Source organism: Pseudomonas sp. GLN_2, assembly GCF_043106005.1.
Lineage (GTDB): Bacteria > Pseudomonadota > Gammaproteobacteria > Pseudomonadales > Pseudomonadaceae > Aquipseudomonas > Aquipseudomonas alloputida.
The window spans coordinates 41,919-65,151 of record NZ_JBICMC010000080.1; the positions used below are offsets into that span (position 1 = coordinate 41,919).

The window sequence follows — 23,233 nt, forward strand, 5'->3', positions numbered from 1 at the left end:
TCAGACCAGCGCGTTGCGCTTGGCCATCTCGATCAGATCGACCAGCGTATTGACTTGCAGTTTGTGCATGAGGCGCTTCTTGTAGGTGCTGACAGTCTTGCTGCTGAGAAACATGCCCTTGGCAATTTCCTTGTTGCTGCGGCCTTGGGCGAAAAGTTGAAGCACCATCAGTTCGCGGTCATTTACCTGGCGGAAAAGTTGCAGGTCACTGTCGGTCGTCTGGTTGTTTTTTATTGCCTGGCTGGGGAAGTAGTTATAACCGGCCAGTACAGCCTTGATTGCACTGAGCAGTTCGCTCAGGTCTTCCTGCTTGCAAACATAACCCGCCGCGCCCGAGTGCATGCAACGTACGGCAAACAATGCCGGGGACTGTGCAGTCAGCACCAGAACCTTCAAGGGCAGGGCCATGCTCTGAAAGCGGGCCAGCACCTCCAGGCCGTCTAGCTTGGGGATGCTGATGTCGAGAATGACCAGGTCGGGGTTGCTCTCGCGGATCATCTGCATGGCGTCTACGCCGTTGTCCGACTCGCCGACAATCTTGTAGTTCTGGTTTTCCAGCAGCATACGGACGGCCAGGCGAATCACCGGATGGTCGTCAACGATAAATATGGAATGCATGTTCAACTTCCCTGCGGTCGATTGAGGGTGACAGTGGGCACCTTATCGCAGTTGGAAGTCGTCAGGCGTGCGAGGAATGGCTGTTAGGCTTATATGGGAAACGGCTTACAAGATAAAGCAAAATGGGCTACGGAATAGGTGTACTTAACTCGCTGTCAAAGCAATTTTGGTAACTTTTCATTGGTTTCTATTCGTGCCGTTTAGTGTAGTTACCTCGGTGTAGGAAGTTTCCTGCAAGCGTGGTGCAGCGCCTGGCCGAGCCCGCGCTGCACCGACGCGTTTCAGGTCGGGCTGGAGCGCCCGGTCATCTCCCGGGCCATTTCGCTGGCATAGCTGTCGGTCATGCCGGCGATGAAGTCGATCATGCGCAGGAAGGCGCTGTGCAACGAGGCATGCGGGTCTGGCGCATTGTTGCCGATCAGGTCCAGCACCCTGCGACTCTTGAACGATGGCGTCCGTCCACCGTGCTGCTCGAGGGCCGCACCGCAGAACGTGTTCAGCAGAATCTCCAGGGTGGTGTAGGCGCCGATTTCGTGCAGGGTCTTGCGCTTGTCCTGGAAGATTTTGTTGCGCGCCATGTCCTTGGCTTGCAGTACACAGCGTTTGGCCGGGCCATGCATGTGTTCCACCAGGTCGCCCGCCAGTTGCCCGGCCAGCAACGCCTGCTGCTGCTCGACGAAGGCGTGGGCGGCGGCGTTGGTCAGGTGTTCGATGGCCTTGCCGCGCAGGATGGCCAGTTTGCGCCGACGAGAATCGCGTGGGCCGAGCTGGCGGTAGGTTTCTGGCAGGTCTTCGCCGACCAGGTCAAGCAACAGTGCTTCGACTTCTGCGTATTGCAGCAGCTCCATTTCCAGGCCGTCTTCCAGGTCGATCAGCGCGTAGCAGATGTCATCGGCAGCCTCCATCAGATACACCAGTGGGTGGCGCGCCCAGCGTTGGTGTTCCAGCTGCGGCAGGCCGAGCTTGCGGGCGATCTGTTCGAGCAGGGGCAGCTCGCTCTGATAGCTGCCGAACTTGTGCTTCTTGTAGCCCAGGGCGTCGGCATGGCGGGCGCTCCAGGGGTACTTGAGGTAAGTGCCGAGGGTGGCATAGGTCAGTCGGGTCCCCCCATCGAACTGGTGGTATTCCAGTTGGGTGAGCACGCGAAAGCCCTGGGCATTGCCTTCGAAGTTGAGAAAGTCGGCCCGTTCGTCATCGCTCATGTCGTCCAGCCAGCCACGCCCGGCGGCCTGCTGGAACCAGTGGCGAATGGCGTCTTCGCCGGAGTGGCCGAATGGCGGGTTGCCGATGTCGTGGGCCAGGCAGGCTGACTGCACAATCATCCCCAGGTCACTGGGGGCGCACCAGTCCGGCAGGTTGTCGCGCAGGGTCTCGCCGACGCGCATCCCCAGCGATCGGCCGACGCAGCTGACTTCCAGCGAATGAGTCAGGCGCGTATGGATATGGTCGTTGCTCGACACCGGGTGCACCTGGGTCTTGCGGCCAAGGCGGCGGAAGGCACCGGAAAAAATGATGCGGTCATGGTCTTTGTGGAAGGGGCTGCGCCCGAGTTCATCGGCGCTGTACAGGGCTTTGCCCAGCCGTTCGCGGGTAAGCAAGGTGTGCCAGTCCAAGGCGCGGTCTCCTGTCGATCGAAGGCAGCAGCATACCCTGCAGGAAGCGCCTTGTGCTGCGAAGAAAAGGCCGGCCCTTTGATGCATTTGTATCGATCGTACGGGCCTCTTCGCAACACAAGGCTGCTTCTGCCGGGGCGAGCGTCAGGGGCGGCGGCCGCCTTGCAGGTAGAGGCGTACCAGCGGCAGCAGGGTGCTGCCCAACCGTACCAGGCGCGTCAGGTTGCCGCTGCGTACGCCCTTGCCGGTGAGAAAGCCCAGCGCCACCACAGCGCCGATGCCCCACAGTGGCGCATGCTTGATACCCAGGCCTTCATGTAGCGAGCTGCCCATGCCGCGCACGCGGCGCAGCGGTTCAAGCAACTGACCGGACTCATGACGGATTTCCTGGCGGTGCATCTCCATGCGCAGGCGCAGCAGCGCCTTGCGCAGTTCGCGCGGGTTACGCGTGTTTGGCAGTTCTGGCAGGCTCATGGCAACAGGCGCTCCCTGTCCTTGGCAAGTTCGTCGAGGGTGGCGCCGAAGGGCGATGATTCGTCGAACACCGCCGCCTTCAGGCGCACGCCGCAGTACAGGGCGGCAATGCCATAGAACACGCACAGGCCAATGATACCGGCCAGTCGATAGCTGTCCCACAGCAGCACCAGCAGCAGCCCGGACAGTGCGGTCAGCAGCAGCAGGGCGAACACCAGCGCCAGGCCGGCGAACAGCAGCAGGCTCAAGGTACGGCCCTTCTGCTCCTGCAACTCGATACCGAACAGTTCGATGTGACTGTGCAGCAGCCCCAGCATGGCCGCGCCCAGGCGCTTGCCCGAAGCGCTGGTGCCGTTGGCGTCATTCTCCATGGGTTCCCCTTAGCGCCGGTTGGCCAGCAGACCGATCAACAGGCCGACGCCGGCCGCGATGCCGATTGCCCGCCACGGGTTTTCCTGCACGTACTGCTCGGCGCTGCCAAGCGCTGCCTGACCGCGTTCACGCACCGAGTCCTGGGTCAGTTGCAGGGTTTCGCGGGCCTGGGCCAGGCGCTCGTGAATCTGCTCGCGCAGTTCGTCGGCCTGGTCGCCGGCCAGGTTGGCGGTGTCGGCCAGCAGCTTCTCGGTGTCGCGCACCAAGGCCTGGAAGTCAGCCATCAATATCTCTTGTGCATTCTTTGCCGATTTGCTGGCCATGGGTCTCTCCCTGTCGATGAGTGTTGGTAGTTCGAGTGACAGCACGCATGGAAGGTTCAAGTGCGGCTGCTGGTATGGGCCTTGCTAAGTTTTTGCCACGTTGCGGAGCGCCTGTAACCGGTTTTGCGCCGATTCAGGGCGCCCGCGCAGCGGATACCGATAAACCTTAACCCAATCCACGACAAACCCAAGAAAAAACCACGCAGGCTTCACCCCGCTCACCTGAACAGGGTAGGGGCTGGCACCGATTCGGTGCAGGGATGCAGGTTCTTGAACTGTCCTGGTGCCTTTTTCAGCAGGTCTGCCTATTTCATGGAAAACATGCACAGCGCTATGGACTCTCTCGTCCACGGTTCCAACACCCTGTTCATTCTCATGGGCGCCATTCTGGTGCTGGCCATGCATGCCGGCTTCGCGTTCCTTGAAGTGGGCACGGTGCGCCACAAGAACCAGGTCAACGCCTTGTCGAAGATCCTCAGTGACTTTGCCATCTCGGCGCTGGTCTACTTCTTTATAGGCTACTGGATCGCCTACGGGGTCAACTTCTTCCAGCCGGCGACAACGCTGGCTGTCGACCATGGCTATGCGCTGGTCAAGTGCTTCTTCCTGCTGACCTTCGCGGCGGCGATTCCGGCGATCATCTCCGGGGGCATTGCCGAGCGGGCGCGGTTCGTGCCGCAGTTGTGCGCCACGGCGTTGATCGTGGCGTTCGTCTATCCGTTCTTCGAGGGCGTGGTGTGGAACGGCAACCTGGGCGTGCAGGCTTGGCTGCAGGCACGCTTCGGCGCACCGTTCCACGACTTTGCCGGGTCTGTGGTGGTACACGCCATGGGGGGCTGGCTGGCGCTGGCGGCGGTGCTGCTGCTGGGGGCGCGCCGTGGGCGCTACCGCGAGGGCCGATTGGTGGCGTTTGCGCCGTCGAGCATTCCCTTTCTGGCGTTGGGCTCGTGGATCCTCATCATCGGCTGGTTTGGCTTCAACGTCATGAGTGCCCAGACCTTGCAGGGCGTCAGCGGCCTGGTGGCGATCAACTCGCTGATGGCCATGGTGGGTGGCACCCTGTCGGCGTTGCTGGCCGGGCGCAACGACCCGGGTTTTCTGCATAACGGCCCGCTGGCCGGGCTGGTGGCGATTTGCGCAGGTTCCGATCTGATGCACCCGGTGGGTGCGCTCGCTACCGGCCTGGTGGCCGGCGCTCTGTTTGTCTGGACCTTCACCGCCGCGCAAAATCGCTGGAAAATCGACGACGTCCTGGGTGTGTGGCCGTTGCATGGCCTGTGTGGCGTGTGGGGTGGCATCGCCTGTGGCGTGTTCGGCCAGGTGGCGCTGGGCGGCATGGGCGGTGTCAGCCTGGTCAGCCAGCTGCTGGGCAGCCTGATGGGCGTGCTGGTGGCCTTGGCCGGTGGCTTTGCCGTGTACGGAGCCATTCGTGCGTTGCATGGCCTGCGCTTGAGCCATGAGCAGGAGTTCCAGGGCGCGGACCTGTCGCTGCACCGGATCGGTGCTACCAGCCAGGATTGAGTCTGGTCAGGTGCAGGGTAGGCGTGGCGCGCCTAGAATAGGCTTCTGTGTATGCCAACCCGGGACCTGCCACATGCTGCCTGAATGTCAACTGTTCGGCACCCTCGGCTGCCACCTCTGCGAAGTGGCCGAGGCTGTGTTGATGCCTCTCGTCGATCATGGCCTGCTGGTAGAGCTGGTCGATATCGCCGAGAGCGAGCTTTTGTTCGAACGTTATGGCCTGATCATTCCGGTGTTGCGGCGCTGTGACAACGGCGCCGAGTTGCACTGGCCGTTCGATACCGAACAAGTGGTGGCCTTCCTTGGGCAATGATGGCTGCAGAGGAGTGGCAACCCTGCTCCATGTTCTGTGAAGCGAGCTGATGATCCGGTGGAGGCGCACCGTCGCCGGTAACCTTCTCCATCATCGGAATAGCTCGCCATGTTCATCACTCCACATTTCACCTTTGATGAAATGACCGTTTCCCAGCTCGCCGCCCGCGAAGGGTTCGATAATGCACCGCCCCTCGAAGCCAGGGCCAACCTGCAATTACTGTGTGGTGCGCTGGAACAGGTACGTGCATTGTTCGACGCGCCCATCATCATCAGCAGTGGGTACCGCAGTGAAAGGGTCAATCGGTTGATCGGTGGCGCCTCCGATAGCCAGCACGTGCAAGGGCTGGCGGCGGACTTCACGGTGATCGAGTTCAGCCCGCGCGAGACCGTCCGGCGAATCAGCGAAAGTGCGCTGCCCTTCGATCAGCTGATCCTGGAATTCGATAAATGGGTGCACCTGTCGGTGACGCGCGGCACGCCGCGCAGGCAGGTGCTGACCCTGCGTAAAGGCAGCGGCTACCTGGCGGGGCTGCAATGAAGCGCATTGACGGCAGCAAGGGGATGTTCGTATGCTGTATATAAATACAGTATCGAGGTGAAGCCATGCTCAATGTCGAGCAACTCAAGTACAGCGTCAACCGCATGCCCGTGGATCGGGTGGCTGACGCCGTTCTGGAACTGCGCCTCGAAGGCCTGGTGACGGGCGACTGCACGCCGTTCGGCAAAGTCCACTTCAATACCTGCTTCGCCGAGATCGAGGCCTTGTTCCAGCGGGCCGGTTACCACCGAGGGCTGGATGTGGTGGGCTATGAGGGATTGCTCTATGCACTCTACGATCCTGGCCGCTGGGAGCCGGTGCAGGTACTGCGCTGGCTGAAGGAGCGCTGCGAGGCGATGGCCCAGGCTGGTTGAGGGGGCGGGCTTGGGCGATAATGCGCGGCCATGAACGTCTCGAGCCCAGCCATGACCACGCCTTTCGACCCCGCCCGCCAGCAAGCCAGTACGGTGTGCCTGCCACCTGGTAACTGGGTGACGGTGCTCGATTGCTTGTGTGACCATTTCAAGGCCATCGACCGCGCCCAGTGGCTTGACCGCTTTGCCCGTGGCCGGGTGCTGGATGCCAAGGGGCAGGCAGTTGCCGCCGACCTGCCTTACAAGCGTGGCATGCGTTTGCACTACTTCCGCGAAGTGCCGAACGAACGGCCGATTCCGGTGCAGGAGGTGGTGCTGCATGTGGACGAGCATCTGGTGGTGGCCGATAAGCCGCATTTCCTGCCGGTGACGCCGACCGGTGAATACGTCGAGCAGACCTTGTTGCGCCGCCTGATCCGTCGCTTGGACAATCCGCACCTGGTGCCGTTGCACCGCATCGACCGGCACACCGCTGGGCTCGTGCTGTTTTCCGCCAACCCGCACAGCCGCAGCGCCTACCAGCGGCTGTTCCCCGAGCGGCGTATCGACAAGCGTTACCAGGCCATTGCCGCTGCCATGCCGCAGCATGTATTTCCGCTGGTGCACAAAAGCCGCCTGGTGCATGGCGAGCCATTTTTCCGCATGCATGAGGTGGAGGGTGAGGCCAACAGTGAAACCCTGGCCGAGGTGCTGGAGAAGAACGGTGAGCGATGGCGCTATGGGCTATCGCCCGTGACCGGCAAGACCCATCAGTTGCGTGTGCACATGGCGGCCTTGGGGGCAGGGATCAGCAATGACCCGTTCTATCCGCAGTTGCTCAATGAAGAGGATGACTACCAGCGGCCGCTGAAACTGTTGGCGCAGAGCCTGCGTTTCGAGGACCCGCTGAGTGGCGAAGAGCGCTACTTCGAGAGCCGGTTGCGGTTGGACTGGTAACACAGCACGCGGGTTCACCTGTGAAAGGGCCGGGCCTGCTGGCCAATTTCCACCCGCCGTTCACCGTTGCTGCCGCTACCGTATTCGCGGGTAAACCCGCTCCTACACACGCATCGGTGGTTCGGCACAGGCCGTCGTAGCAGCGGGCTTGCCCGCGAACACCGGCAGACCCGGTGCCCTCCACCGCGGCGGAGGGCCAAGTCGCGAGCTTCAGCGGTTGAAGCGCTCCACCAGCGAATACTGGCTGCCCGCCGTGCTGGTCAGTTCCTCGCTCAGCAGTGCCGAGTGCTGCGCCTGTTCGGCGGTCTGGTCGGCCAGTTCGGCAATGGTGCTGATGTTGCGGCTGATCTCGTCAGCCACTGCGGTCTGCTCCTCGGTTGCAGCAGCAATCTGGGTGGCCATGTCGGTGATATTGGCTACCGCTTCGCTGATGCCTACCAACGCCTCATCGGCCTGCATTACCCGGTCGACGCCTTCCTGTGCCTGGCGGTGGCCGGTTTCCATGGTCAGCACTGCGTTACTGGCGGTCTGTTGCAGCTTGGCGATCAGGCCGTGGATCTGCCCGGTGGATTCGGCGGTGCGCTGGGCCAACTGACGCACTTCATCAGCCACCACGGCAAAACCACGGCCCATTTCACCGGCGCGCGCTGCTTCAATGGCTGCGTTCAGTGCCAGCAGGTTGGTCTGGTCGGCGATGCCCTTGATCACGTCGACCACGCCACCAATCTCGTCGCTGTCCTTGGCCAGTTGCGTAACCGTCTGGCCGGTCTCGCCCACTGCCGCCGACAGGCGCTCGATGGCTTCGCGGGTTTCTCCGGCAATCTGCCGGCCCTGGCTGGTCAGGCGGTTGGCCTCCTGGGTGGCATCGGCGGTGCGCTGCACATGGTTGGCCACTTCCTGAGTGGTGGCGGCCATCTGGTTTACCGCAGCGGCGACTTGCTCGGTCTCCACCCGCTGGCGCTCCAGCCCCGTAGAGCTCTTGTGCGCCAAGGCATCGGACTGGCGTGCCTGGTCGCTCAGGTGTTCGGCACTGTCTTGTAGGCGGGTCAGGCAGGTTTTCATGCGTGCGTCCTGGCTGAGCATGGCCATTTCCAGGCGCGCCTGCACGCCACGGCTGTCGGTGTACATCTGCGCGATCAGGGGGTCGGAAGTGGTTTGCTCGGCCAGGCGCAGCAGGCGCTTGAGGCCGCGCTGCTGCCAGCTCAGGCCGAGCAGGCCCAGTGGTACCGAAAGCCCAGCGGCCAAGGCAAAGCCCCAGGAATGACCCAGCCAGTTGCCGATCAGGAAGCCCACCTGGCTGATCAGGATGAACGGTAGCCAGTCCTGCAGCACTGGCAGCCACTTGTCGCGGCGCGGTACCGGTGGCTTGCCCTGGTTGATGCGCTGATACAGGGCCTCGGCACGGCGGATCTGCTCGGCTGTGGGCTTGACCCGCACCGACTCGAAGCCGACAACCTGGTTGTTATCGAAGATGGGTGTGACATAGGCGTTGACCCAGTAATGGTCACCGGACTTGCAGCGGTTCTTGACGATGCCCATCCACGGCTGGCCCTGCTTGAGGGTCTGCCACATATGGGCAAACACGGCAGGCGGTACGTCGGGGTGACGCACCAGGTTGTGCGGTGCGCCAGTCAGCTCCTCGCGGGTGAATCCACTGATTTCGATAAAGGCATCGTTGCAGTAGGTGATCACACCCTTGGCGTTGGTAGTGGAGATCAACCGCTGCTGGGCAGGGAAAGTCCGTTCTCTCTGGGTAATCGGCTGGTTGTTACGCATGGTTGATAGTCCGCAGGGCTTTCGACAGGTATCGGCAAGCCGCTGGTTTTATTGAATGGATATTTGGTTCATTGATTGCACTCAATGACGGGTAAGTCAGATGATGACCGAATGGATGGCCAAGGGCCAGTGCTGACGCGGGGGACTTGGAAGCGTAAGGCTTTGGGGCATAGGCGCGTATTAGACCGAGCGCCGCCTGCGCAGCGCTCGGTCTCGAGAACGGAACAAATCTACGGCCAGACGCTCCGTCTCAACCGGCGATCATCTGGCGCAACACATAGTGCAGAATCCCCCCGGCCTTGAAGTACTCCACCTCGTTCAGGGTATCAATCCGGCATAGCACCTCGATCTGTTCCTGCTGGCCATCCTCGCGGGTAATGCGCAAGGGCAGGCTCATGCCGGGGCGAATATGTGCGCCGTCCAGCCCCAGTACATCGATCTGTTCCTTGCCGGTCAGCCCCAGCTGTTTGCGGTTGTGCCCGGCCTTGAATTGCAGCGGCAACACGCCCATGCCCACCAGATTGGAGCGGTGAATACGCTCGAAGCTTTCTGCCAGCACGGCCTTGACCCCCAGCAGGTTGGTACCCTTGGCTGCCCAGTCGCGGCTCGAGCCGGTACCGTACTCCTGGCCGGCAATCACCAGCAGCGGGGTGCCCTCCTGCTGGTAACGCATGGCCGCGTCGTAGATCGACAGCTTCTCGCCAGTGGGCACATGCAAGGTGTTGCCGCCTTCTTCACCTGCCAGCATTTCGTTGCGGATACGGATGTTGGCGAAGGTGCCGCGCATCATCACTTCGTGGTTGCCACGCCGCGAACCGTAGGAGTTGAAGTCGCGAGGCTCCACACCCTGTTCCCGCAGATAGCGCCCGGCCGGGCTGTCGGTCTTGATGTTGCCCGCGGGGGAAATGTGGTCGGTGGTCACTGAGTCGCCCAGCAGCGCAAGCACCCGTGCGCCGTGAATATTGGCGATCTGTGGCGGTGGCCCGCCGATGCCGTCGAAGAACGGTGGGTGCTGGATGTAGGTGGAGTCAGCCTGCCACTCGTAAGTGGCGGCCTGTGGCACCTCAATGGCCTGCCATTGCGCATCACCGGCGAACACTTCGGCGTATTCCTTATGGAACATCGCCGTATCGACCTTGGCCACAGCCTCGGCAATTTCCTGCTGGGTCGGCCAGATATCACGCAGGTAGACCGGTTGGCCGTCCTTGCCTGAGCCTAGCGGGTCGCGCGTCAGGTCCAGGCGCATGCTGCCGGCCAGGGCGTAGGCCACCACCAGCGGGGGCGATGCCAGCCAGTTGGTCTTGACCAGTGGGTGCACGCGGCCCTCGAAGTTGCGGTTGCCCGATAGCACCGAGGCCACGGTGAGGTCGGCGCTGCCAATGGCTTTTTCGATCGCCTCGTCCAGCGGGCCGGAGTTGCCGATGCAGGTGGTGCAGCCATAGCCGACCAGATCAAAACCCAGTTGGTCGAGGTAAGGCGTGAGCCCGGCTGCCTTGAAGTAGTCGGTGACGACTTTGGAGCCCGGCGCCAGCGAGCTCTTGACCCAAGGTTTGCGTTGCAGGCCTTTCTCCAGTGCTTTTTTTGCCACCAGCCCGGCAGCCATCATCACGCTGGGGTTGGACGTGTTGGTACATGAGGTGATCGCGGCAATCACCACGGCGCCATCGCGCAGGGTGTGGGTCTGGCCCTGATGGCTGTAGTCGACTGCGCCGGTCTGGTCGGCGTTGCCCACTGCCACACCGCCGCCACCTTCGCTTTCCAGGCGGCCAACTTCTTTGGCCAGCGGCTTGGGCTGCAGCTCGATGAAGTGGTCGAAGGCTTGACTGACCTGGCCAAGCGCTACGCGGTCCTGTGGCCGTTTGGGCCCGGCCAGGCTGGCTTCGACGTCGTCCATGTCCAGGGCCAGCGTGTCGCTGAATAACGGCTCCTGGCCGGGCAGGCGCCACATGCCCTGCGCCTTGCAGTACTGTTCGACCAACTGCACGGTCGCTTCGGGGCGGCCCGAAAGGCGCAGATAGTCCAAGGTGACCTGGTCGACCGGGAAGAAACCACAGGTGGCGCCGTATTCCGGTGCCATGTTGGCGATGGTCGCGCGGTCGGCCAGGGGCAACTCAGCCAGACCGTCGCCGTAGAATTCGACGAACTTGCCCACCACGCCTTTCTTGCGCAGCATCTGTGTCACGGTCAGCACCAGGTCAGTGGCAGTGATGCCCTCCCGCAGCTTGCCGGTCAGCTTGAAACCGATCACTTCGGGGATCAGCATCGATACCGGCTGGCCGAGCATGGCCGCTTCCGCTTCGATGCCGCCGACACCCCAGCCGAGTACGCCCAGGCCGTTGATCATGGTGGTGTGCGAGTCTGTGCCCACCAAGGTATCGGGGAAGGCATAGGTGAGGCCGTCGGCCTCACGGGTCCACACCGTGCGGCCCAGGTATTCCAGGTTGACCTGGTGGCAAATGCCGGTGCCCGGGGGGACCACGCGGAAGTTGTCGAAGGCGCTCTGGCCCCAACGCAGAAAGGCATAGCGCTCGCCATTGCGCTGCATTTCGATGTCGACGTTTTCGGCGAAGGCTTGCGGCGTACCGTAGCGGTCGACCATTACCGAGTGGTCGATCACCAGGTCGACCGGTGACAGCGGGTTGATCCGTTGCGGGTCGCCGCCAGCCTTGGCCATGGCGGCGCGCATGGCCGCCAGGTCGACCACGGCGGGCACGCCGGTGAAGTCCTGCATCAACACCCGCGCCGGGCGGTACTGGATCTCGCGGTCCGAGCGGCGTTCGCCAAGCCATTGGGCAATGGCGCGCAAGTCGTCGCCGGTGACGGTCGCGCCATCCTCCCAGCGCAGCAGATTTTCCAGCAGCACTTTCAGCGACATGGGCAGGCGCTGCAGGTCACCCAGCTGGCGGGCGGCCTCGGTGAGGCTGAAGTAGTGGTAGGTCTGGTCGCCGACCTTGAGGGGCTTGAGGGTGTTCAGGCTATCGAGCGAGGGCATTGCCAACTCCTTCTGCACCGGTGCCCGGCAAATATTCACGGTTTGCCGGCAGCACCGCTCTGTATCGGTCCGCACGGCACGGACCTGGCTGAATGGTCAGGTTAGACCGGTTTACGCTACCTGACCCTTTTCTGGACCGGCGGGGCGTGTCGCAGGTTCCGAACTTCCTTTATCATCGCCGCCCTGCCGGCGCCTGTGGTGCGCCAGCCGTCGTGGAGTGAGAGATGAATACCCTGTTCATGCATTGCCGGCCCGGTTTCGAGGGCGAGGTTTGCGCCGAAATCAGCGAACATGCCGCCCGCCTGGGTGTTGCCGGCTATGCCAAAGGCAAGCCGCAAAGTGCCAGTGCCGAGTTTGTCTGTAGCGAGGAGGGCGGTGCCGAGCGCTTGATGGGGGAACTGCGTTTCAACCAGCTGATTTTCCCGCGGCAGTGGGCACGTGGCGGTTACGTTGAACTGCCGGAAAGTGACCGCATCAGTGTGTTGCTGGCGCAGTTGGCCGATTTCCCGGTGTTCGGCAGCCTTTGGCTGGAGGTGCTGGACAGCAACGAAGGCAAGGAATTGTCCACCTTCTGCCGAAAGTTCGAAGTGCCGTTGCGCAAGGCCCTGGAGAAGGCCGGCCGCCTGGTCGACGACCCCGGTCGCCCACGCTTGCTGCTGACCTTCATCAGCGGCCGTCGGGTATTTGTCGGCGTGGCATCGGCCAGCAACAGCGCCTTGTGGCCCATGGGCATCCCGCGCCTGAAGTTTCCTCGCGAGGCACCTAGCCGTTCGACACTCAAGCTGGAAGAGGCCTGGCACCAGTTCATTCCGCGTGAGCAGTGGGAGCAGCGCCTGGGGGATGACATGACCGGCGTCGACCTGGGAGCCTCACCGGGTGGCTGGACCTACCAGCTGGTGCGCCGTGGCATGCTGGTGACAGCCATCGATAACGGGCCGATGGCCGAAAGCCTGATGGACACAGGCCTGGTCCAGCACTTGATGGCCGATGGGTTTACCTGGCAGCCGAAGCACCCGGTAGACTGGATGGTGTGCGATATCGTCGAGAAGCCGGCGCGTACCACCTCGCTGATTGAAACCTGGCTGGGTGAGGGGCTGTGCCGCGAGGCGGTGGTCAACCTGAAGTTGCCGATGAAGCAGCGTTATGCCGAAGTACGGCGCCTGCTCGACCGTATGGAGGCAACATTCAAGGCACGCAAGATCAGGGTGTCGATTGCCTGCAAGCAGCTGTACCACGACCGTGAAGAAGTAACCTGCCACCTGCGGCGGCTCGACTTGAAGCCACGCTGAGGCCAGCACGTCGTTCTGCTTTTGCTTCTGCGTCTGCGTCTGCTTTTGCTGTTGCTGTTGCTTCTAAGCGCGCGATAGTTCAGGCGACGCAGATTGCGACTTCAGGAGGCCGAGTGCAGGGCTTGCGAAGGGAGGTGACGGGCATGGATGCCCGTCAAGCGCTGGGCCCCAGGATGGGGCCTGCAGCGCGGTCCTCCCGGGAGCAAGCCCGGAGCGAGGGGACCCCGGAGCGCAGCGCAGGGGCCGGATGATGGGAGCCGACGGTTTTTGGTTCCTTTTTGCCACGACAAAAAGGGACCCGCCGTAAGGGCGGAAGGGTGACTATGCGCCACCTTCGCAAATGAATACCTACTTGATGTGGATGCTCACATCCAAGAAGCAAGAAGCAAGAAGCAAGAAGCAAATTCGTCTGTTTTGACTCAGCGAACCGTCCGTTTGCGATGGCGACGCTGACTCACCTTTTCGCCCTTACGGCGAGTCACTTTTTGTCAAACGCGACAAAAAGTAACCAAAAAACGCTGCGCTCCCATCATCCGGCCCCTGCGCTGCGCTCCGGGGTTCCCTCTCTCCGGCCTCGCTCCCGGGAGGACCGCGCTGCAGGCCCCATCCTGGGGCCCAGCGCTTGACGGGCATCCATGCCCGTCACCTCCCTTCGCAAGGCCTGCGTTCGGCCTCCTGAAGTCGCGAAGATCAAGATCAAGATCAAGATCAAGATCAAGATCAAGATCAAGATCAAGATCAAGATCAAGATCAAGATCAAGATCAAGAGCGCTGGGTTTGAAAGCCGTGCTTGGACCGCGTCGCGCTATGCGCGACAATAGCGATCATTTTCGGAGCCCCCCATGACCGATTTCACCCCCGACGCCATCCTCGATGCCACCGGCCTGAACTGCCCGGAACCCGTGATGATGCTGCACCAGCACGTACGCAACCTGGCCGCCGGCGGCCTGCTCAAGGTCATCGCCACCGACCCGTCGACCCGCCGCGACATCCCCAAGTTCTGCAACTTCCTGGGCCACGAGCTGCTGCAGCAGCAAGAGGACGCCGGCACTTTCCTGTACTGGATCCGCAAGAAAGCCGACTGAATCGCTCTGGAACACGCCCGGCGTTGCGCCTACACTGCGCTCCCCAGAAAGGAGAGCGCCATGCTGATAGTTGCCGACGAGAACATCCCGCTGCTCGATGCCTTCTTCCAGGGTTTCGGTGAAATTCGCCGCTACCCCGGCCGAAGCCTCGATGCTGCCAGCGTCAAGGACGCCGATATCCTGCTGGTGCGCTCGGTGACCAAGGTCGACCGTCAGTTGCTCGAAGGCAGCCGTGTACGCTTTGTCGGCACTTGCACCATCGGCACTGATCACCTGGACCTGGACTACTTTGCAGAAGCTGGCATCCGCTGGAGCAGCGCACCTGGCTGCAATGCCCGTGGCGTGGTCGATTACGTGCTGGGCAGCCTGCTGACCCTGGCCGAACTGGATGGCGTGGCATTGCCTGAGCGCATATATGGCGTTGTCGGCGCGGGTGAAGTGGGTGGCCGCCTCGTGCGGGTGCTGCATGGCCTGGGCTGGAAGGTGCTGGTGTGCGACCCATTGCGTCAGGCCGCGGAGGGTGGCGACTACGTCAGCCTCGAAACCATCCTGCAGCAGTGCGATGTGATCAGCTTGCATACTCCGTTGCAACGCGGCGGCCAGCACCCGACCTGGCACCTGCTGGGGCAGGCGCAGCTGGCACAGTTGCGCCCGGGGGCCTGGCTGGTAAACGCCAGCCGTGGCCCGGTGGTGGACAACGTGGCCCTGCGCGAGCTGCTGCTGGACCGTGAAGACGTGCACGCGGTGCTGGATGTGTGGGAAGGGGAGCCACAGGTCGACCTGCAGTTGGCGGACCTGTGCACCCTGGCTACGCCGCACATTGCCGGCTATAGCCTCGATGGCCGCCAGCGTGGCACGGCGCAGATCTACCAAGCGCTGTGCCGCTTCCTCGGTGTGAATGAGCAGGTGCGACTGGCCGAGCTGCTGCCCAAGCCACCGCTGGCGCAGATCGAGCTGGATGCCAGCACCGACCTGTCATGGGCCTTGGCCACCCTGTGTCGCGCCGTATATGACCCGCGCCGTGATGATGCCGATTTCCGCCGTAGCCTCAGCGATGATCCGCAGCAACAGCGAGCGGCGTTCGACCAGTTGCGCAAGCAATACCCGCCAAGGCGCGAGATCGAGGGGCTGGCCGTGCGCTTGCACGGGGAGGCGCCGCAGTTGGCGCAGTTGGTCAGTGCCTTGGGTGGGGTGTTGGTCTAAGCAGGCCTTGTCTTGACCTTGCAGGTAGGTGTGGTTGCCTGTTGGAGCGGCCAAGCCCACGGCTTGGGCAGATAGAAACCCGGCGCAAGCGCCGGGTTGCAAAGAATTCGCCGATCAACCTTTGCGTACGCGCTCGACACGGCTTTCTTCCAGGGCCTTGCAGGCCTGCTGGATCATCTGCTCGGTGATCGGCACTTCGCGCCCCTTGGCGTCGATGATCGAACCGCATACTTGCGGTTGCGGGGAGGTCTGGGGCTTCTGGTTATCACTGCCATGCTGCAAGCTCATGCACTGTCTCCTCTTCAGGTTCAAGCTCAGGGTAGACCTGCGCCGTGACTGGCCTGTGACAGCTTCCAGGTCACGGCAGCAACAGTCCAGCAGAAACCCTGTGAAAGCTCCATAAGCTGTTTAGATCGATGCGTTATAGCAACCTTGATGCAGTCTCCCGACCGGGATGAGTGGTAGGCTGCGGCTTCCCCACCCTTTGTGGTCGTTGCCATGCCCGAATCGGTTTCTCCGCGCCAACGTCGCGCTTTGCGCCTGGCTTGGCAGTTCGTTCGCCCTTATCGCCGTCAGGTGCTGCTGGCTTTGCTGGCGTTGGTGGTGACCGCTGCCATTACCCTGTCGATGGGCCAAGGCATCCGCCTGCTGGTGGATCAAGGCTTCATGACCCGCTCCGCGCATCAGCTCAATCAGACCATCGGGCTGTTCCTGCTGCTGGTGCTGGCGCTGGCGGTGGGTACCTTCAGCCGTTTCTATCTGGTGTCGTGGATTGGCGAGCGTTGTGTGGCCGATATCCGTCGTGCGGTCTTCGATCACCTGATCGGCCTGCACCCAGGTTTTTTCGAAGACAATCGCAGCTCCGAGATCCAGTCTCGGCTGACTGCGGACACCACCTTGCTGCAATCAGTGATCGGTTCATCGCTGTCGATGTTCCTGCGCAACGCGCTGATGGTCATTGGCGGTGTGGTATTGCTGTTCATCACCAACCCCAAGCTCACCAGCATCGTGGTGGTAACGCTGCCACTGGTGTTGGCACCGATCCTGTTGTTCGGCCGTCGGGTGCGCAGCCTGTCGCGGCAGAGCCAGGACAGGGTCGCCGATGTGGGCAGCTACGTGGCTGAAACGCTCGGGCAGATCAAGACCGTGCAGGCCTACAACCACCAGGCGCACGACCGCGCATTGTTCGCCGATACGGTCGAAGCCGCGTTTACTGTTGCCCGCAAGCGGATTACACAGCGTGCCTGGCTGATTACCCTGGTGATCGTGCTGGTGTTGGGGGCGGTGGGGGTGATGCTGTGGGTCGGCGGCATGGATGTGATCGCCGGGCGTATATCCGCAGGCGAGCTGGCTGCATTCGTGTTCTACAGCCTGATCGTCGGCAGCGCCTTCGGTACCCTCAGTGAGGTCATCGGCGAACTGCAACGGGCCGCGGGTGCCGCCGAGCGCATTGCCGAACTGCTGGCCGCGCGAAGTGCCATCCTGCCGCCCGCCGTGGCGCAGCAGCTGCCACAGCAGCGGGCCAGCGGGCGTATCGAACTGCAACAGGTGGTGTTCGCTTACCCCTCACGGCCCACAGTGGCAGCTGTCGACGGCCTGAGCCTGACCATCGAACCCGGGCAGACCGTCGCCCTGGTAGGCCCTTCCGGGGCAGGCAAGTCGACCCTGTTCGATCTGTTGCTGCGCTTTTACGACCCACAGCAAGGGCGCATCCTGCTCGATGGCCAGCCGGTTACCGAATTTGATCCCGACCAGCTACGCCGGCAGTTCGCTTTGGTGGCACAAAACCCTTCGCTGTTCCGTGGCACGGTGGAGGCCAACATTCGTTATGGCCGGCCCGAGGCGACCTTGGCCGAAGTCGAAGCAGCAGCCCGCGGCGCCCATGCCGACGAATTCATCCGGCAACTGCCCCGAGGCTACCAGACACAACTGGGGGAGGGCGGCATAGGCCTTTCCGGCGGGCAACGCCAGCGCCTGGCGATTGCCCGGGCCTTGCTGGTCGATGCGCCGATCCTGTTGCTGGACGAAGCCACCAGTGCCCTTGATGCACAAAGCGAATACTTGATCCAGCAAGCGCTGCCCAGCCTGATGGCCGGCCGTACCACGCTGGTGATCGCCCATCGTCTGGCCACGGTGCAGCATGCCGAGCGTATCGCGGTCATCGACCAGGGCCGGCTGGTGGCGGTGGGCACCCACCGTCAGTTGATTGAGGACAGCCCGCTGTATGCGCGGCTGGCAGCGCTGCAGTTCACCACGGGCTAGCGTGTCGCGGCTTTGTAACATTTCTGTAGTAATTGCCTGAGAAGATTTGCCTCAACTGTTGCGTAAGTGCTCGACCTGGCTGCCATTGCGTGATGGCAGCTTTTTTTTGGCCTGCCAGTAATGGGGCTGTACAGCGGCCTCAGCCTACTCCCTCTGGTTCCGAGACCCTCGATGTTGCGTAAATCCCTCAGAGTGCAAATTCTCTCGCTGCTCGGCGGCAGTGTGCTGGCGATGCTGCTGATCGCCCTGGTGTGTTTCCAGTTCCTGTCGTCCAGCGTGCGGGGTTACGCCGAGCTGGTCGACGGGCCGCTGCGGGCCTCGCAATTGATTGACGAAGCCAACCTGCAGTTCAAGATCCAGGTGCAGGAATGGAAGAACGTGCTGTTGCGCGGGCGCCAGCCTGCGGAAATGGACAAGTACTGGCAGCAGTTCCAGGCCCGCGAAGAGCAAGTACAACAACTGCTCGGGCAATTGATCGACAACAGTGATGCCAGGCTCAAGCCGCCGCTGCAGCAATTGCGCGACAGCCACCGCCAGTTGGGCCAGGCCTATGCGCAAGGTCGCCAGGCCTTCCTGACGGCAGGCGGCGACCCGGTAGCGGGCGACCGGGCGGTAAAAGGCGTGGACCGTGCCGCCAGTGAGCAAATGAGCGAACTGGTCGAGCAACTGCGCGCCGATGCTCGCCAGCGTGCCGCCAGCCTCAATGCCAGTGCCGAGCGCACGGTATGGTTGGGCCTGCTGGTGATGCTGGCTTCAGCGGTGCTGGTGGGGCTGCTCAGCCTGTGGCTGGTCAACCGTAGCCTGATCGAGCCGATCCGCCAGTTGATCGAGTACGTCGCGCAGCTCAGCCAGGGCTGCTTTGCTGCCCGAGTCGACAGCCGTCGGGAGGATGAGCTGGGGCGCCTGGCGCGGGCGGCCAACACCCTGCGTGACTTTCTTGCCGATACTGTCGGCCGGCTGCAGGACAACGCGCAGGAGCTGGAAGGTGCCAGCGGCCAGTTGCGCAGTATTGCCGGTGACATGGCCCGCGGTACTCATGACCAGTTCCAGCGTACCGACCAGGTGGCCACGGCCATGCACGAAATGTCCGCCACTGCCCAAGAGGTCGCTCGCCACGCCGCCGAGGCTGCCCGCGCGGCCGATGACGCCGACCACAGCGCCCAGGCCGGCGAGCAGGTGATGCAGCAGACCATCGACATTATCGGCGCGGTCAACCGCGAAATCGCCGGCACGGCGACGGTCATTCGCGATCTGGAGCATGACAGCACGCGTATAGGCAAAGTGCTGGAAGTGATCCGCGGCATTGCTGAACAGACCAACCTGCTGGCGCTTAACGCGGCCATCGAAGCGGCCCGTGCGGGCGAAGCCGGGCGTGGTTTTGCGGTGGTCGCCGATGAAGTGCGTAGCCTGGCCCAGCGCACGGCAGCGTCGATTGCAGAAATTCACCAGATCATCGAAGCGGTACAGTCGGGGGCTGTGGAGGCGGTCAAGGCCATCGAAAGCGGCCGGCAACGTAGCCAGGAAGGGGCTGAGCAGGTCGAGCAGGCCGGGCAGATGCTGCAACGTATTACCCAGGCGGTGGAGGCGATCCGCGACATGAACCGGCAGATCGCCACCGCGGCCGAGGAGCAGACCAGCGTGGCCGAAGATATCTCGCGCAACCTGATCGAAATTACCCGGATTGCCACGGCCAACCAGGAAGCGGTGCAGCATACCGAGCAGGCGGGGCAGCGCCTGCATGGTTTGTCAGGGCAGTTGGGCGAAGTCACCTCCCGGCTGACCGCCTGACTCGGTCTTCAGGGGTTGCATGTGCCCCTGGAGGCTGAAGCGGCGCACTGACGTATTTTTCGCACACAACAAAAAGCCCGCGCAAGGCGGGCTTTTTGACAAGGATTTGGTCGGAGAGACAGGATTCGAACCTGCGGCCTTCTCGTCCCGAACGAGACGCGCTACCTGGCTGCGCTACACTCCGATGACCAAAATCCTACTGCATCCCGTTTTTGCCCGCAAGCCCTTGTTGTTTAAAGGGCCATGGCCTGAACGGGGCCTTGATCAGAGCTCTTTGACGGTGCGGATCTGGTCCTTGTTCAGGCGCGTGCGCTTGCCGTCAAGTTGCTCGAATTCATAGAAGCCAGAGTCTTCGTCGTAGGACGGTTTGTCGGTTGCCTGGATCTCCCGGCCATCGTTCAGGGTAATGACGGTTGGGGTCGAGCAGCCAGCAAGGGCGCCCAAACCCAAGGCAAGCAGGAAGGCGGGTAGGGTCCGTTTGATCATCGTGTTTCTCCAAGTGCGATGGTGCTAGATGACATTTATGACGCAGGACGTTAGTGCAAGTTCACTCCAAGTGCAGCATAGCGACTAATTTGTCCCCTTGACCCATGGCAAGGCTTAGGGGAGCAACGCTGGAAAAGGTGCGCTGTGATATAACTGCGTCCATCTCATCCTGTTGTGACGGACACCCATGAAAGCCAAGGCAGATACCCCCTTCGTGGCGCTAAGCATCGCCGTACTCACGGTCAGCGACACCCGTACCTTCGACACCGACACCTCTGGCCAGATGTTCGTCGACCGCCTGAGCGCCGCCGGTCACCGCCTTGCCGAGCGCGTGCTGCTCAAGGATGACCTGTACAAGATCCGGGCCCAGGTCGCCACGTGGATCGCCGATGACAACGTGCAAGTGGTGCTGATTACGGGCGGTACCGGGTTTACTGGTCGCGACAGCACCCCCGAGGCGGTGGCCTGCCTGCTGGACAAGCAAGTAGACGGCTTTGGTGAGCTGTTCCGGCAGATTTCCGTGGCCGACATTGGCACCTCCACCGTGCAGTCGCGTGCCTTGGCCGGGCTGGCAAACGGCACGCTGGTGTGCTGCCTGCCGGGCTCCACCAACGCTGTGCGTACCGGTTGGGATGGCATCCTGGCCGAGCAGCTCGATGCCCGTCATCGCCCTTGCAACTTCGTGGCGCACCTGAAGCAGGCAGCGGCCTGTGACAGCCGTGGCTGAGGTCAGCCAGGCCCGGCCGCTGATGCCGGTGGAACAGGCGCTGGAGCAACTGCTGGCGCTGGCCGAAGCTGCACCGATCCGCGAGACCGAAAACCTGCCGCTGGCCGAAGCCGAAGGCCGCGTGCTGGCCACTGACTTGGTGGCCTCGCTCGACCTGCCGCCTTGGCCGAACAGCGCCATGGACGGTTATGCCTTGCGCCTGGCTGACTGGCAGGGCCAGCCGCTGCCGGTCAGCCAGCGTATTTTTGCCGGCCATGCGCCCCAGCCGCTGCAACCGGGTACCTGCGCACGGATTTTCACCGGTGCGCCTGTGCCGGAGGGGGCCGACTGCGTCGAGATGCAGGAAAACACCGAAGTACTCGAAGATGGCCGGGTGCGCTTTCTCGAAGCGTTGCGCGCCGAGCAGAACATACGCCCTCAAGGTCAGGAGACCCGCAAGGGCGAGCAGGTGATGAGCGCCGGCACCCGCCTTGGGCCGATCGAACTGGGCCTGGCGGCGACCTTGGGGCATGGCCGTCTGGACGTGGTGCGCAAGGTGAAAGTGGCGGTGCTGTCCACCGGCGACGAACTGGTCGAGCCAGGCCTGCCGCTCGGGCCTGGGCAGATCTTCAACAGCAACCGCAGGCTGCTGGTCAGCTGGTTGCAGCGGCTGGGTTGCGAAGTGGTCGATGCCGGCATCCTGCCGGATGACCTGGCGCGCACTCGCGCCTGCCTGGCTGAACTGGGTGGCGTAGACCTGATTCTGTCCACCGGAGGCGTCTCGGTGGGTGAAGCCGATTACCTCGGTGCCGCCCTGCGCGAGGCCGGCGAACTGGCGTTGTGGAAGCTGGCGATCAAACCGGGCAAGCCGCTGACCTTCGGCCACTTCCAGGGCGTGCCGGTGATTGGCTTGCCGGGCAACCCCGCCTCGACCTTGGTCACCTTCGGTCTGCTGACCCGGCCCTACCTGCTGCGTCGTCAGGGTGTGATTGACGTCACGCCGTTGCGGTTCGACATGCCGGCAGGGTTTGACTGGCCCAAGCCGGGTACGCGTCGCGAATACCTGCGCGCGCGCATCGAACAGGGCCGCGTGCGCATCTACAAGAACCAGAGCTCGGGTGTGCTGCGCAGCGCCGCTTGGGCGGAGGGCCTGGTGGAAGTGCGTGAAGGCAGCACGCCGAAGCAGGGCGACATCGTGCCATTCATCCCCTTCAGCGAGCTACTTGGCTGAGCGGCCCAGCCAGGCACTGGCCAGCGGCGTGGCCTCGGCCGGTGCCGCCTGGGTCAGGCGTATGTGCACATTCTCCAGTTGTTGGGCAGCCACGCTCCAGTCGTGGCGCTGGCGGGCAAACTGGCGCCCGGCATCGCTCAACTGGCTCATGCGCCAAGGCTGATTGAGCAGCTGGGTGATCAGCAATGCCAGTTGATCACCGTCGTCACTGCCCAAGTAGTGTTCGCCGTTGTTCACGGTCAGGCCTGAAACGCCCTTGTCGGTGGTGATCACGGGTAAGCCGGCGGCCATCGCTTCGAGGATTTTCACCTTCGAGCCACCGGCATAACGCAGGGGAGCAAAGAACAGCGCTGAACGTCGTTGCAGTTCACGCAGGTCGGGGCGGTAGCCAAACCATTCAATGCGTGGGTCGTTCCAGTGAAGCTTCCAGTTGGCCGGCATGGCGTGCCCGGCAATCGCCAGGCGCACCGCCGGGTTGCTCATCCACACCTTCGGCATGATGTCGTCCAGTGCCCATTCGATGGCCTCCAGATTGGCGCCATATTCGAAATTGCCGACGAACAACAGACGCTGGCTGTGCAGCGCAGGTTGTACCTGCTGGTAGAAATCACAGTCCACGCCGTTAACCACCACATTCACCGGGCGCCCACTGATCTGCGCGATCAGCTCGGCATCATGGGCGCTGACAGCCACCAGTTCGGTGGGCTGGCGCAGCACACGGTGCTCCCAGCGCCGGTAGCGCCAGCGGTCGAAGGCGTTGAGCGGGCGCAGCCACAGCGGCAGGCGATCGTGGCAGGCGCTGCCCATTACCGATTCCAGGGTGTGCTCACTAAGCATGTAGGGCAGCCTGCGAGCCTGCAGGGCTTTTTCGAACGGCTGGAAGCTGTAACTGTGCTCGATCTGGATCACGTCCCAGGGTTCGTCCAGCAGTTGCTCGAACCGGTGCCGCAGGCAAGGCGCCAGGCCATTGATGATTGCCCGCATGGGGTAGTCGATGATGGGTGAGGCCAGCAGGTTGAGTGGGCTGTGCAGCGGCCTGCGGGGTAGCACGATCAGGCGTTCGAGTAGGGGCTCAAGGGCCTCACGTGCTGCGTCGCAGAGAGGGATCTTCGACTGCACCAGCAGGGTAATCCGGTGACCGCGCTGGGCCAGTGCGCGCAGCAGATGGTATTGCCGGGTCTTGTGGCCGCTGGTGGTCGGCCAAGGCAGGTAGGGCAGTGTCCAGAGAATGCGCATGACCCGAAGTCCTCGCGAAAGGCTGCAGATAGCAAAACGCGCCCGTTGGCAGCAGTGGGGGAGCCACTGCCGGGCGCGTCCATGGCAATAGGGGT

At 62.7% G+C, this 23,233-nt stretch carries 23 protein-coding genes, 1 tRNA gene and 1 pseudogene; 14 read left to right on the plus strand and 11 right to left on the minus strand.

Annotated features, from left to right (window positions below; translation table 11 throughout):
• The 5 genes from ACF8Q6_RS18930 to ACF8Q6_RS18950 form a co-directional block, all read right to left on the minus strand.
• Positions 1-618, minus strand: a complete 618-nt coding sequence (locus ACF8Q6_RS18930) for a response regulator transcription factor (protein WP_003248700.1) — start codon at positions 616-618, stop codon at positions 1-3.
• A 281-nt stretch (positions 619-899) separates the two neighbouring features.
• Positions 900-2,231 carry a deoxyguanosinetriphosphate triphosphohydrolase gene (locus ACF8Q6_RS18935; RefSeq protein ID WP_003248702.1) on the minus strand — a complete coding sequence of 444 codons (1,332 nt, stop codon included), beginning with the start codon at positions 2,229-2,231 and terminating at the stop codon, positions 900-902.
• Between the two features lie 144 nt (positions 2,232-2,375).
• The gene (locus ACF8Q6_RS18940) at positions 2,376-2,705 is read right to left on the minus strand and encodes a hypothetical protein (protein ID WP_003248704.1); all 330 of its coding nucleotides are present in this window, start codon (positions 2,703-2,705) and stop codon (positions 2,376-2,378) included.
• On the minus strand, positions 2,702-3,076 hold the full coding sequence (locus ACF8Q6_RS18945) for a phage holin family protein (RefSeq protein ID WP_392490514.1): 375 nt from the start codon (positions 3,074-3,076) through the stop codon (positions 2,702-2,704). Before ACF8Q6_RS18945 ends, ACF8Q6_RS18940 begins: the two co-directional genes overlap by 4 nt.
• Positions 3,077-3,085: 9 nt before the next feature.
• Complete coding sequence (locus tag ACF8Q6_RS18950; RefSeq protein WP_010953104.1) at positions 3,086-3,400, minus strand: YqjD family protein; 315 nt, start codon at positions 3,398-3,400, stop codon at positions 3,086-3,088.
• A 312-nt stretch (positions 3,401-3,712) separates the two neighbouring features.
• Between ACF8Q6_RS18950 and ACF8Q6_RS18955 the strand changes: the two genes are divergently transcribed.
• The 5 genes from ACF8Q6_RS18955 to ACF8Q6_RS18975 all read left to right on the plus strand — a co-directional run bounded on the left by ACF8Q6_RS18955 (position 3,713) and on the right by ACF8Q6_RS18975 (position 7,084).
• Positions 3,713-4,921 (plus strand): ammonium transporter, encoded by a 1,209-nt coding sequence (locus tag ACF8Q6_RS18955; RefSeq protein ID WP_012053177.1) that lies wholly within the window; start codon positions 3,713-3,715, stop codon positions 4,919-4,921.
• Between the two features lie 73 nt (positions 4,922-4,994).
• Positions 4,995-5,234: a glutaredoxin family protein gene (locus ACF8Q6_RS18960; protein WP_003248714.1), complete on the plus strand. Its 240-nt coding sequence runs from the start codon at positions 4,995-4,997 to the stop codon at positions 5,232-5,234.
• Positions 5,235-5,342: 108 nt separating this feature from the next.
• Positions 5,343-5,774 (plus strand): D-Ala-D-Ala carboxypeptidase family metallohydrolase, encoded by a 432-nt coding sequence (locus ACF8Q6_RS18965; RefSeq protein ID WP_392490513.1) that lies wholly within the window; start codon positions 5,343-5,345, stop codon positions 5,772-5,774.
• 65 nt (positions 5,775-5,839) lie between these two features.
• Positions 5,840-6,148 carry a hypothetical protein gene (locus ACF8Q6_RS18970; protein ID WP_003248718.1) on the plus strand — a complete coding sequence of 103 codons (309 nt, stop codon included), beginning with the start codon at positions 5,840-5,842 and terminating at the stop codon, positions 6,146-6,148.
• 51 nt (positions 6,149-6,199) lie between these two features.
• Positions 6,200-7,084 (plus strand): pseudouridine synthase, encoded by an 885-nt coding sequence (locus tag ACF8Q6_RS18975; protein ID WP_392490512.1) that lies wholly within the window; start codon positions 6,200-6,202, stop codon positions 7,082-7,084.
• 210 nt (positions 7,085-7,294) lie between these two features.
• Here the strand turns inward: ACF8Q6_RS18975 and ACF8Q6_RS18980 are convergent, their stop codons facing one another.
• Both ACF8Q6_RS18980 and acnA read right to left on the minus strand, forming a co-directional pair.
• The gene (locus ACF8Q6_RS18980) at positions 7,295-8,860 is read right to left on the minus strand and encodes a methyl-accepting chemotaxis protein (protein WP_392499277.1); all 1,566 of its coding nucleotides are present in this window, start codon (positions 8,858-8,860) and stop codon (positions 7,295-7,297) included.
• Between the two features lie 250 nt (positions 8,861-9,110).
• On the minus strand, positions 9,111-11,852 hold the full coding sequence (gene acnA, locus ACF8Q6_RS18985) for an aconitate hydratase AcnA (protein ID WP_392490459.1): 2,742 nt from the start codon (positions 11,850-11,852) through the stop codon (positions 9,111-9,113).
• A gap of 224 nt (positions 11,853-12,076) precedes the next feature.
• Here acnA and rlmM point away from each other — a divergent pair, with 224 nt between their 5' ends.
• The 4 genes from rlmM (at position 12,077) to pdxB (ending at position 15,429) form a co-directional block, all read left to right on the plus strand.
• Entirely contained in the window at positions 12,077-13,141 is a 1,065-nt protein-coding gene (gene rlmM / locus ACF8Q6_RS18990) for a 23S rRNA (cytidine(2498)-2'-O)-methyltransferase RlmM (protein ID WP_392490458.1), read from the plus strand.
• Positions 13,142-13,776: 635 nt separating this feature from the next.
• A complete protein-coding gene (locus tag ACF8Q6_RS18995; protein ID WP_392499280.1) occupies positions 13,777-13,962 on the plus strand; it encodes a hypothetical protein in 186 nt (61 codons plus the stop codon).
• A 21-nt stretch (positions 13,963-13,983) separates the two neighbouring features.
• Entirely contained in the window at positions 13,984-14,226 is a 243-nt protein-coding gene (tusA, locus tag ACF8Q6_RS19000; protein ID WP_003248727.1) for a sulfurtransferase TusA, read from the plus strand.
• 60 nt (positions 14,227-14,286) lie between these two features.
• On the plus strand, positions 14,287-15,429 hold the full coding sequence (gene pdxB, locus ACF8Q6_RS19005) for a 4-phosphoerythronate dehydrogenase PdxB (RefSeq protein ID WP_392490429.1): 1,143 nt from the start codon (positions 14,287-14,289) through the stop codon (positions 15,427-15,429).
• Positions 15,430-15,543: 114 nt separating this feature from the next.
• On the opposite strand, the gene ACF8Q6_RS19010 is transcribed toward pdxB, so the two are convergent.
• A complete protein-coding gene (locus ACF8Q6_RS19010; protein ID WP_003248731.1) occupies positions 15,544-15,717 on the minus strand; it encodes a PA1571 family protein in 174 nt (57 codons plus the stop codon).
• A gap of 210 nt (positions 15,718-15,927) precedes the next feature.
• Here ACF8Q6_RS19010 and ACF8Q6_RS19015 point away from each other — a divergent pair, with 210 nt between their 5' ends.
• From ACF8Q6_RS19015 to ACF8Q6_RS19025, 3 genes and pseudogenes are all read left to right on the plus strand, one after another.
• Positions 15,928-17,691 (plus strand): ABC transporter transmembrane domain-containing protein, encoded by a 1,764-nt coding sequence (locus ACF8Q6_RS19015; RefSeq protein WP_392490428.1) that lies wholly within the window; start codon positions 15,928-15,930, stop codon positions 17,689-17,691.
• Between the two features lie 744 nt (positions 17,692-18,435).
• A pseudogene (locus ACF8Q6_RS19020) lies at positions 18,436-18,546 on the plus strand (hypothetical protein); the annotation flags it as partial.
• A gap of 228 nt (positions 18,547-18,774) precedes the next feature.
• Entirely contained in the window at positions 18,775-19,479 is a 705-nt protein-coding gene (locus ACF8Q6_RS19025) for a methyl-accepting chemotaxis protein (RefSeq protein WP_392499314.1), read from the plus strand.
• Positions 19,480-19,586: 107 nt separating this feature from the next.
• On the opposite strand, the gene ACF8Q6_RS19030 is transcribed toward ACF8Q6_RS19025, so the two are convergent.
• Both ACF8Q6_RS19030 and ACF8Q6_RS19035 read right to left on the minus strand, forming a co-directional pair.
• Positions 19,587-19,663: transfer RNA gene (locus ACF8Q6_RS19030), tRNA-Pro, on the minus strand.
• Positions 19,664-19,743: 80 nt separating this feature from the next.
• Positions 19,744-19,965, minus strand: a complete 222-nt coding sequence (locus tag ACF8Q6_RS19035) for a YgdI/YgdR family lipoprotein (RefSeq protein WP_003248738.1) — start codon at positions 19,963-19,965, stop codon at positions 19,744-19,746.
• Positions 19,966-20,152: 187 nt separating this feature from the next.
• On the opposite strand from ACF8Q6_RS19035, the gene moaB reads away from it, so the two are divergent.
• Together moaB and glp are read left to right on the plus strand one after the other, a co-directional pair.
• On the plus strand, positions 20,153-20,692 hold the full coding sequence (moaB, locus tag ACF8Q6_RS19040) for a molybdenum cofactor biosynthesis protein B (RefSeq protein WP_014591793.1): 540 nt from the start codon (positions 20,153-20,155) through the stop codon (positions 20,690-20,692).
• Positions 20,676-21,902: a gephyrin-like molybdotransferase Glp gene (glp, locus tag ACF8Q6_RS19045; RefSeq protein ID WP_392490427.1), complete on the plus strand. Its 1,227-nt coding sequence runs from the start codon at positions 20,676-20,678 to the stop codon at positions 21,900-21,902. The genes moaB and glp overlap by 17 nt, the downstream gene beginning before the upstream one ends.
• Here glp and ACF8Q6_RS19050 read toward each other — a convergent pair.
• Positions 21,891-23,138, minus strand: coding sequence for a glycosyltransferase family 4 protein (locus ACF8Q6_RS19050; RefSeq protein ID WP_012053167.1), 1,248 nt, complete (start codon positions 23,136-23,138; stop codon positions 21,891-21,893). The two genes, glp and ACF8Q6_RS19050, sit on opposite strands and share 12 nt — an antisense overlap.
• Positions 23,139-23,233: the final 95 nt, after the last annotated feature.

Bases quoted from the DNA above. Each gene is read 5' to 3' on its own strand.
- ACF8Q6_RS18930 (WP_003248700.1), bottom strand. From the start codon at position 618: ATGCATTCCATATTTATCGTTGACGACCATCCGGTGATTCGCCTGGCC.
- ACF8Q6_RS18940 (WP_003248704.1), bottom strand. From the start codon at position 2,705: ATGAGCCTGCCAGAACTGCCAAACACGCGTAACCCGCGCGAACTGCGC.
- ACF8Q6_RS18945 (WP_392490514.1), bottom strand. From the start codon at position 3,076: ATGGAGAATGACGCCAACGGCACCAGCGCTTCGGGCAAGCGCCTGGGC.
- ACF8Q6_RS18950 (WP_010953104.1), bottom strand. From the start codon at position 3,400: ATGGCCAGCAAATCGGCAAAGAATGCACAAGAGATATTGATGGCTGAC.
- ACF8Q6_RS18955 (WP_012053177.1), top strand. From the start codon at position 3,713: ATGGAAAACATGCACAGCGCTATGGACTCTCTCGTCCACGGTTCCAAC.
- ACF8Q6_RS18960 (WP_003248714.1), top strand. From the start codon at position 4,995: ATGCTGCCTGAATGTCAACTGTTCGGCACCCTCGGCTGCCACCTCTGC.
- ACF8Q6_RS18965 (WP_392490513.1), top strand. From the start codon at position 5,343: ATGTTCATCACTCCACATTTCACCTTTGATGAAATGACCGTTTCCCAG.
- ACF8Q6_RS18970 (WP_003248718.1), top strand. From the start codon at position 5,840: ATGCTCAATGTCGAGCAACTCAAGTACAGCGTCAACCGCATGCCCGTG.
- ACF8Q6_RS18975 (WP_392490512.1), top strand. From the start codon at position 6,200: ATGACCACGCCTTTCGACCCCGCCCGCCAGCAAGCCAGTACGGTGTGC.
- ACF8Q6_RS18980 (WP_392499277.1), bottom strand. From the start codon at position 8,860: ATGCGTAACAACCAGCCGATTACCCAGAGAGAACGGACTTTCCCTGCC.
- acnA (WP_392490459.1), bottom strand. From the start codon at position 11,852: ATGCCCTCGCTCGATAGCCTGAACACCCTCAAGCCCCTCAAGGTCGGC.
- rlmM (WP_392490458.1), top strand. From the start codon at position 12,077: ATGAATACCCTGTTCATGCATTGCCGGCCCGGTTTCGAGGGCGAGGTT.
- ACF8Q6_RS18995 (WP_392499280.1), top strand. From the start codon at position 13,777: ATGCCCGTCACCTCCCTTCGCAAGGCCTGCGTTCGGCCTCCTGAAGTC.
- tusA (WP_003248727.1), top strand. From the start codon at position 13,984: ATGACCGATTTCACCCCCGACGCCATCCTCGATGCCACCGGCCTGAAC.
- pdxB (WP_392490429.1), top strand. From the start codon at position 14,287: ATGCTGATAGTTGCCGACGAGAACATCCCGCTGCTCGATGCCTTCTTC.
- ACF8Q6_RS19010 (WP_003248731.1), bottom strand. From the start codon at position 15,717: ATGAGCTTGCAGCATGGCAGTGATAACCAGAAGCCCCAGACCTCCCCG.
- ACF8Q6_RS19015 (WP_392490428.1), top strand. From the start codon at position 15,928: ATGCCCGAATCGGTTTCTCCGCGCCAACGTCGCGCTTTGCGCCTGGCT.
- ACF8Q6_RS19025 (WP_392499314.1), top strand. From the start codon at position 18,775: ATGTCCGCCACTGCCCAAGAGGTCGCTCGCCACGCCGCCGAGGCTGCC.
- ACF8Q6_RS19035 (WP_003248738.1), bottom strand. From the start codon at position 19,965: ATGATCAAACGGACCCTACCCGCCTTCCTGCTTGCCTTGGGTTTGGGC.
- moaB (WP_014591793.1), top strand. From the start codon at position 20,153: ATGAAAGCCAAGGCAGATACCCCCTTCGTGGCGCTAAGCATCGCCGTA.
- ACF8Q6_RS19050 (WP_012053167.1), bottom strand. From the start codon at position 23,138: ATGCGCATTCTCTGGACACTGCCCTACCTGCCTTGGCCGACCACCAGC.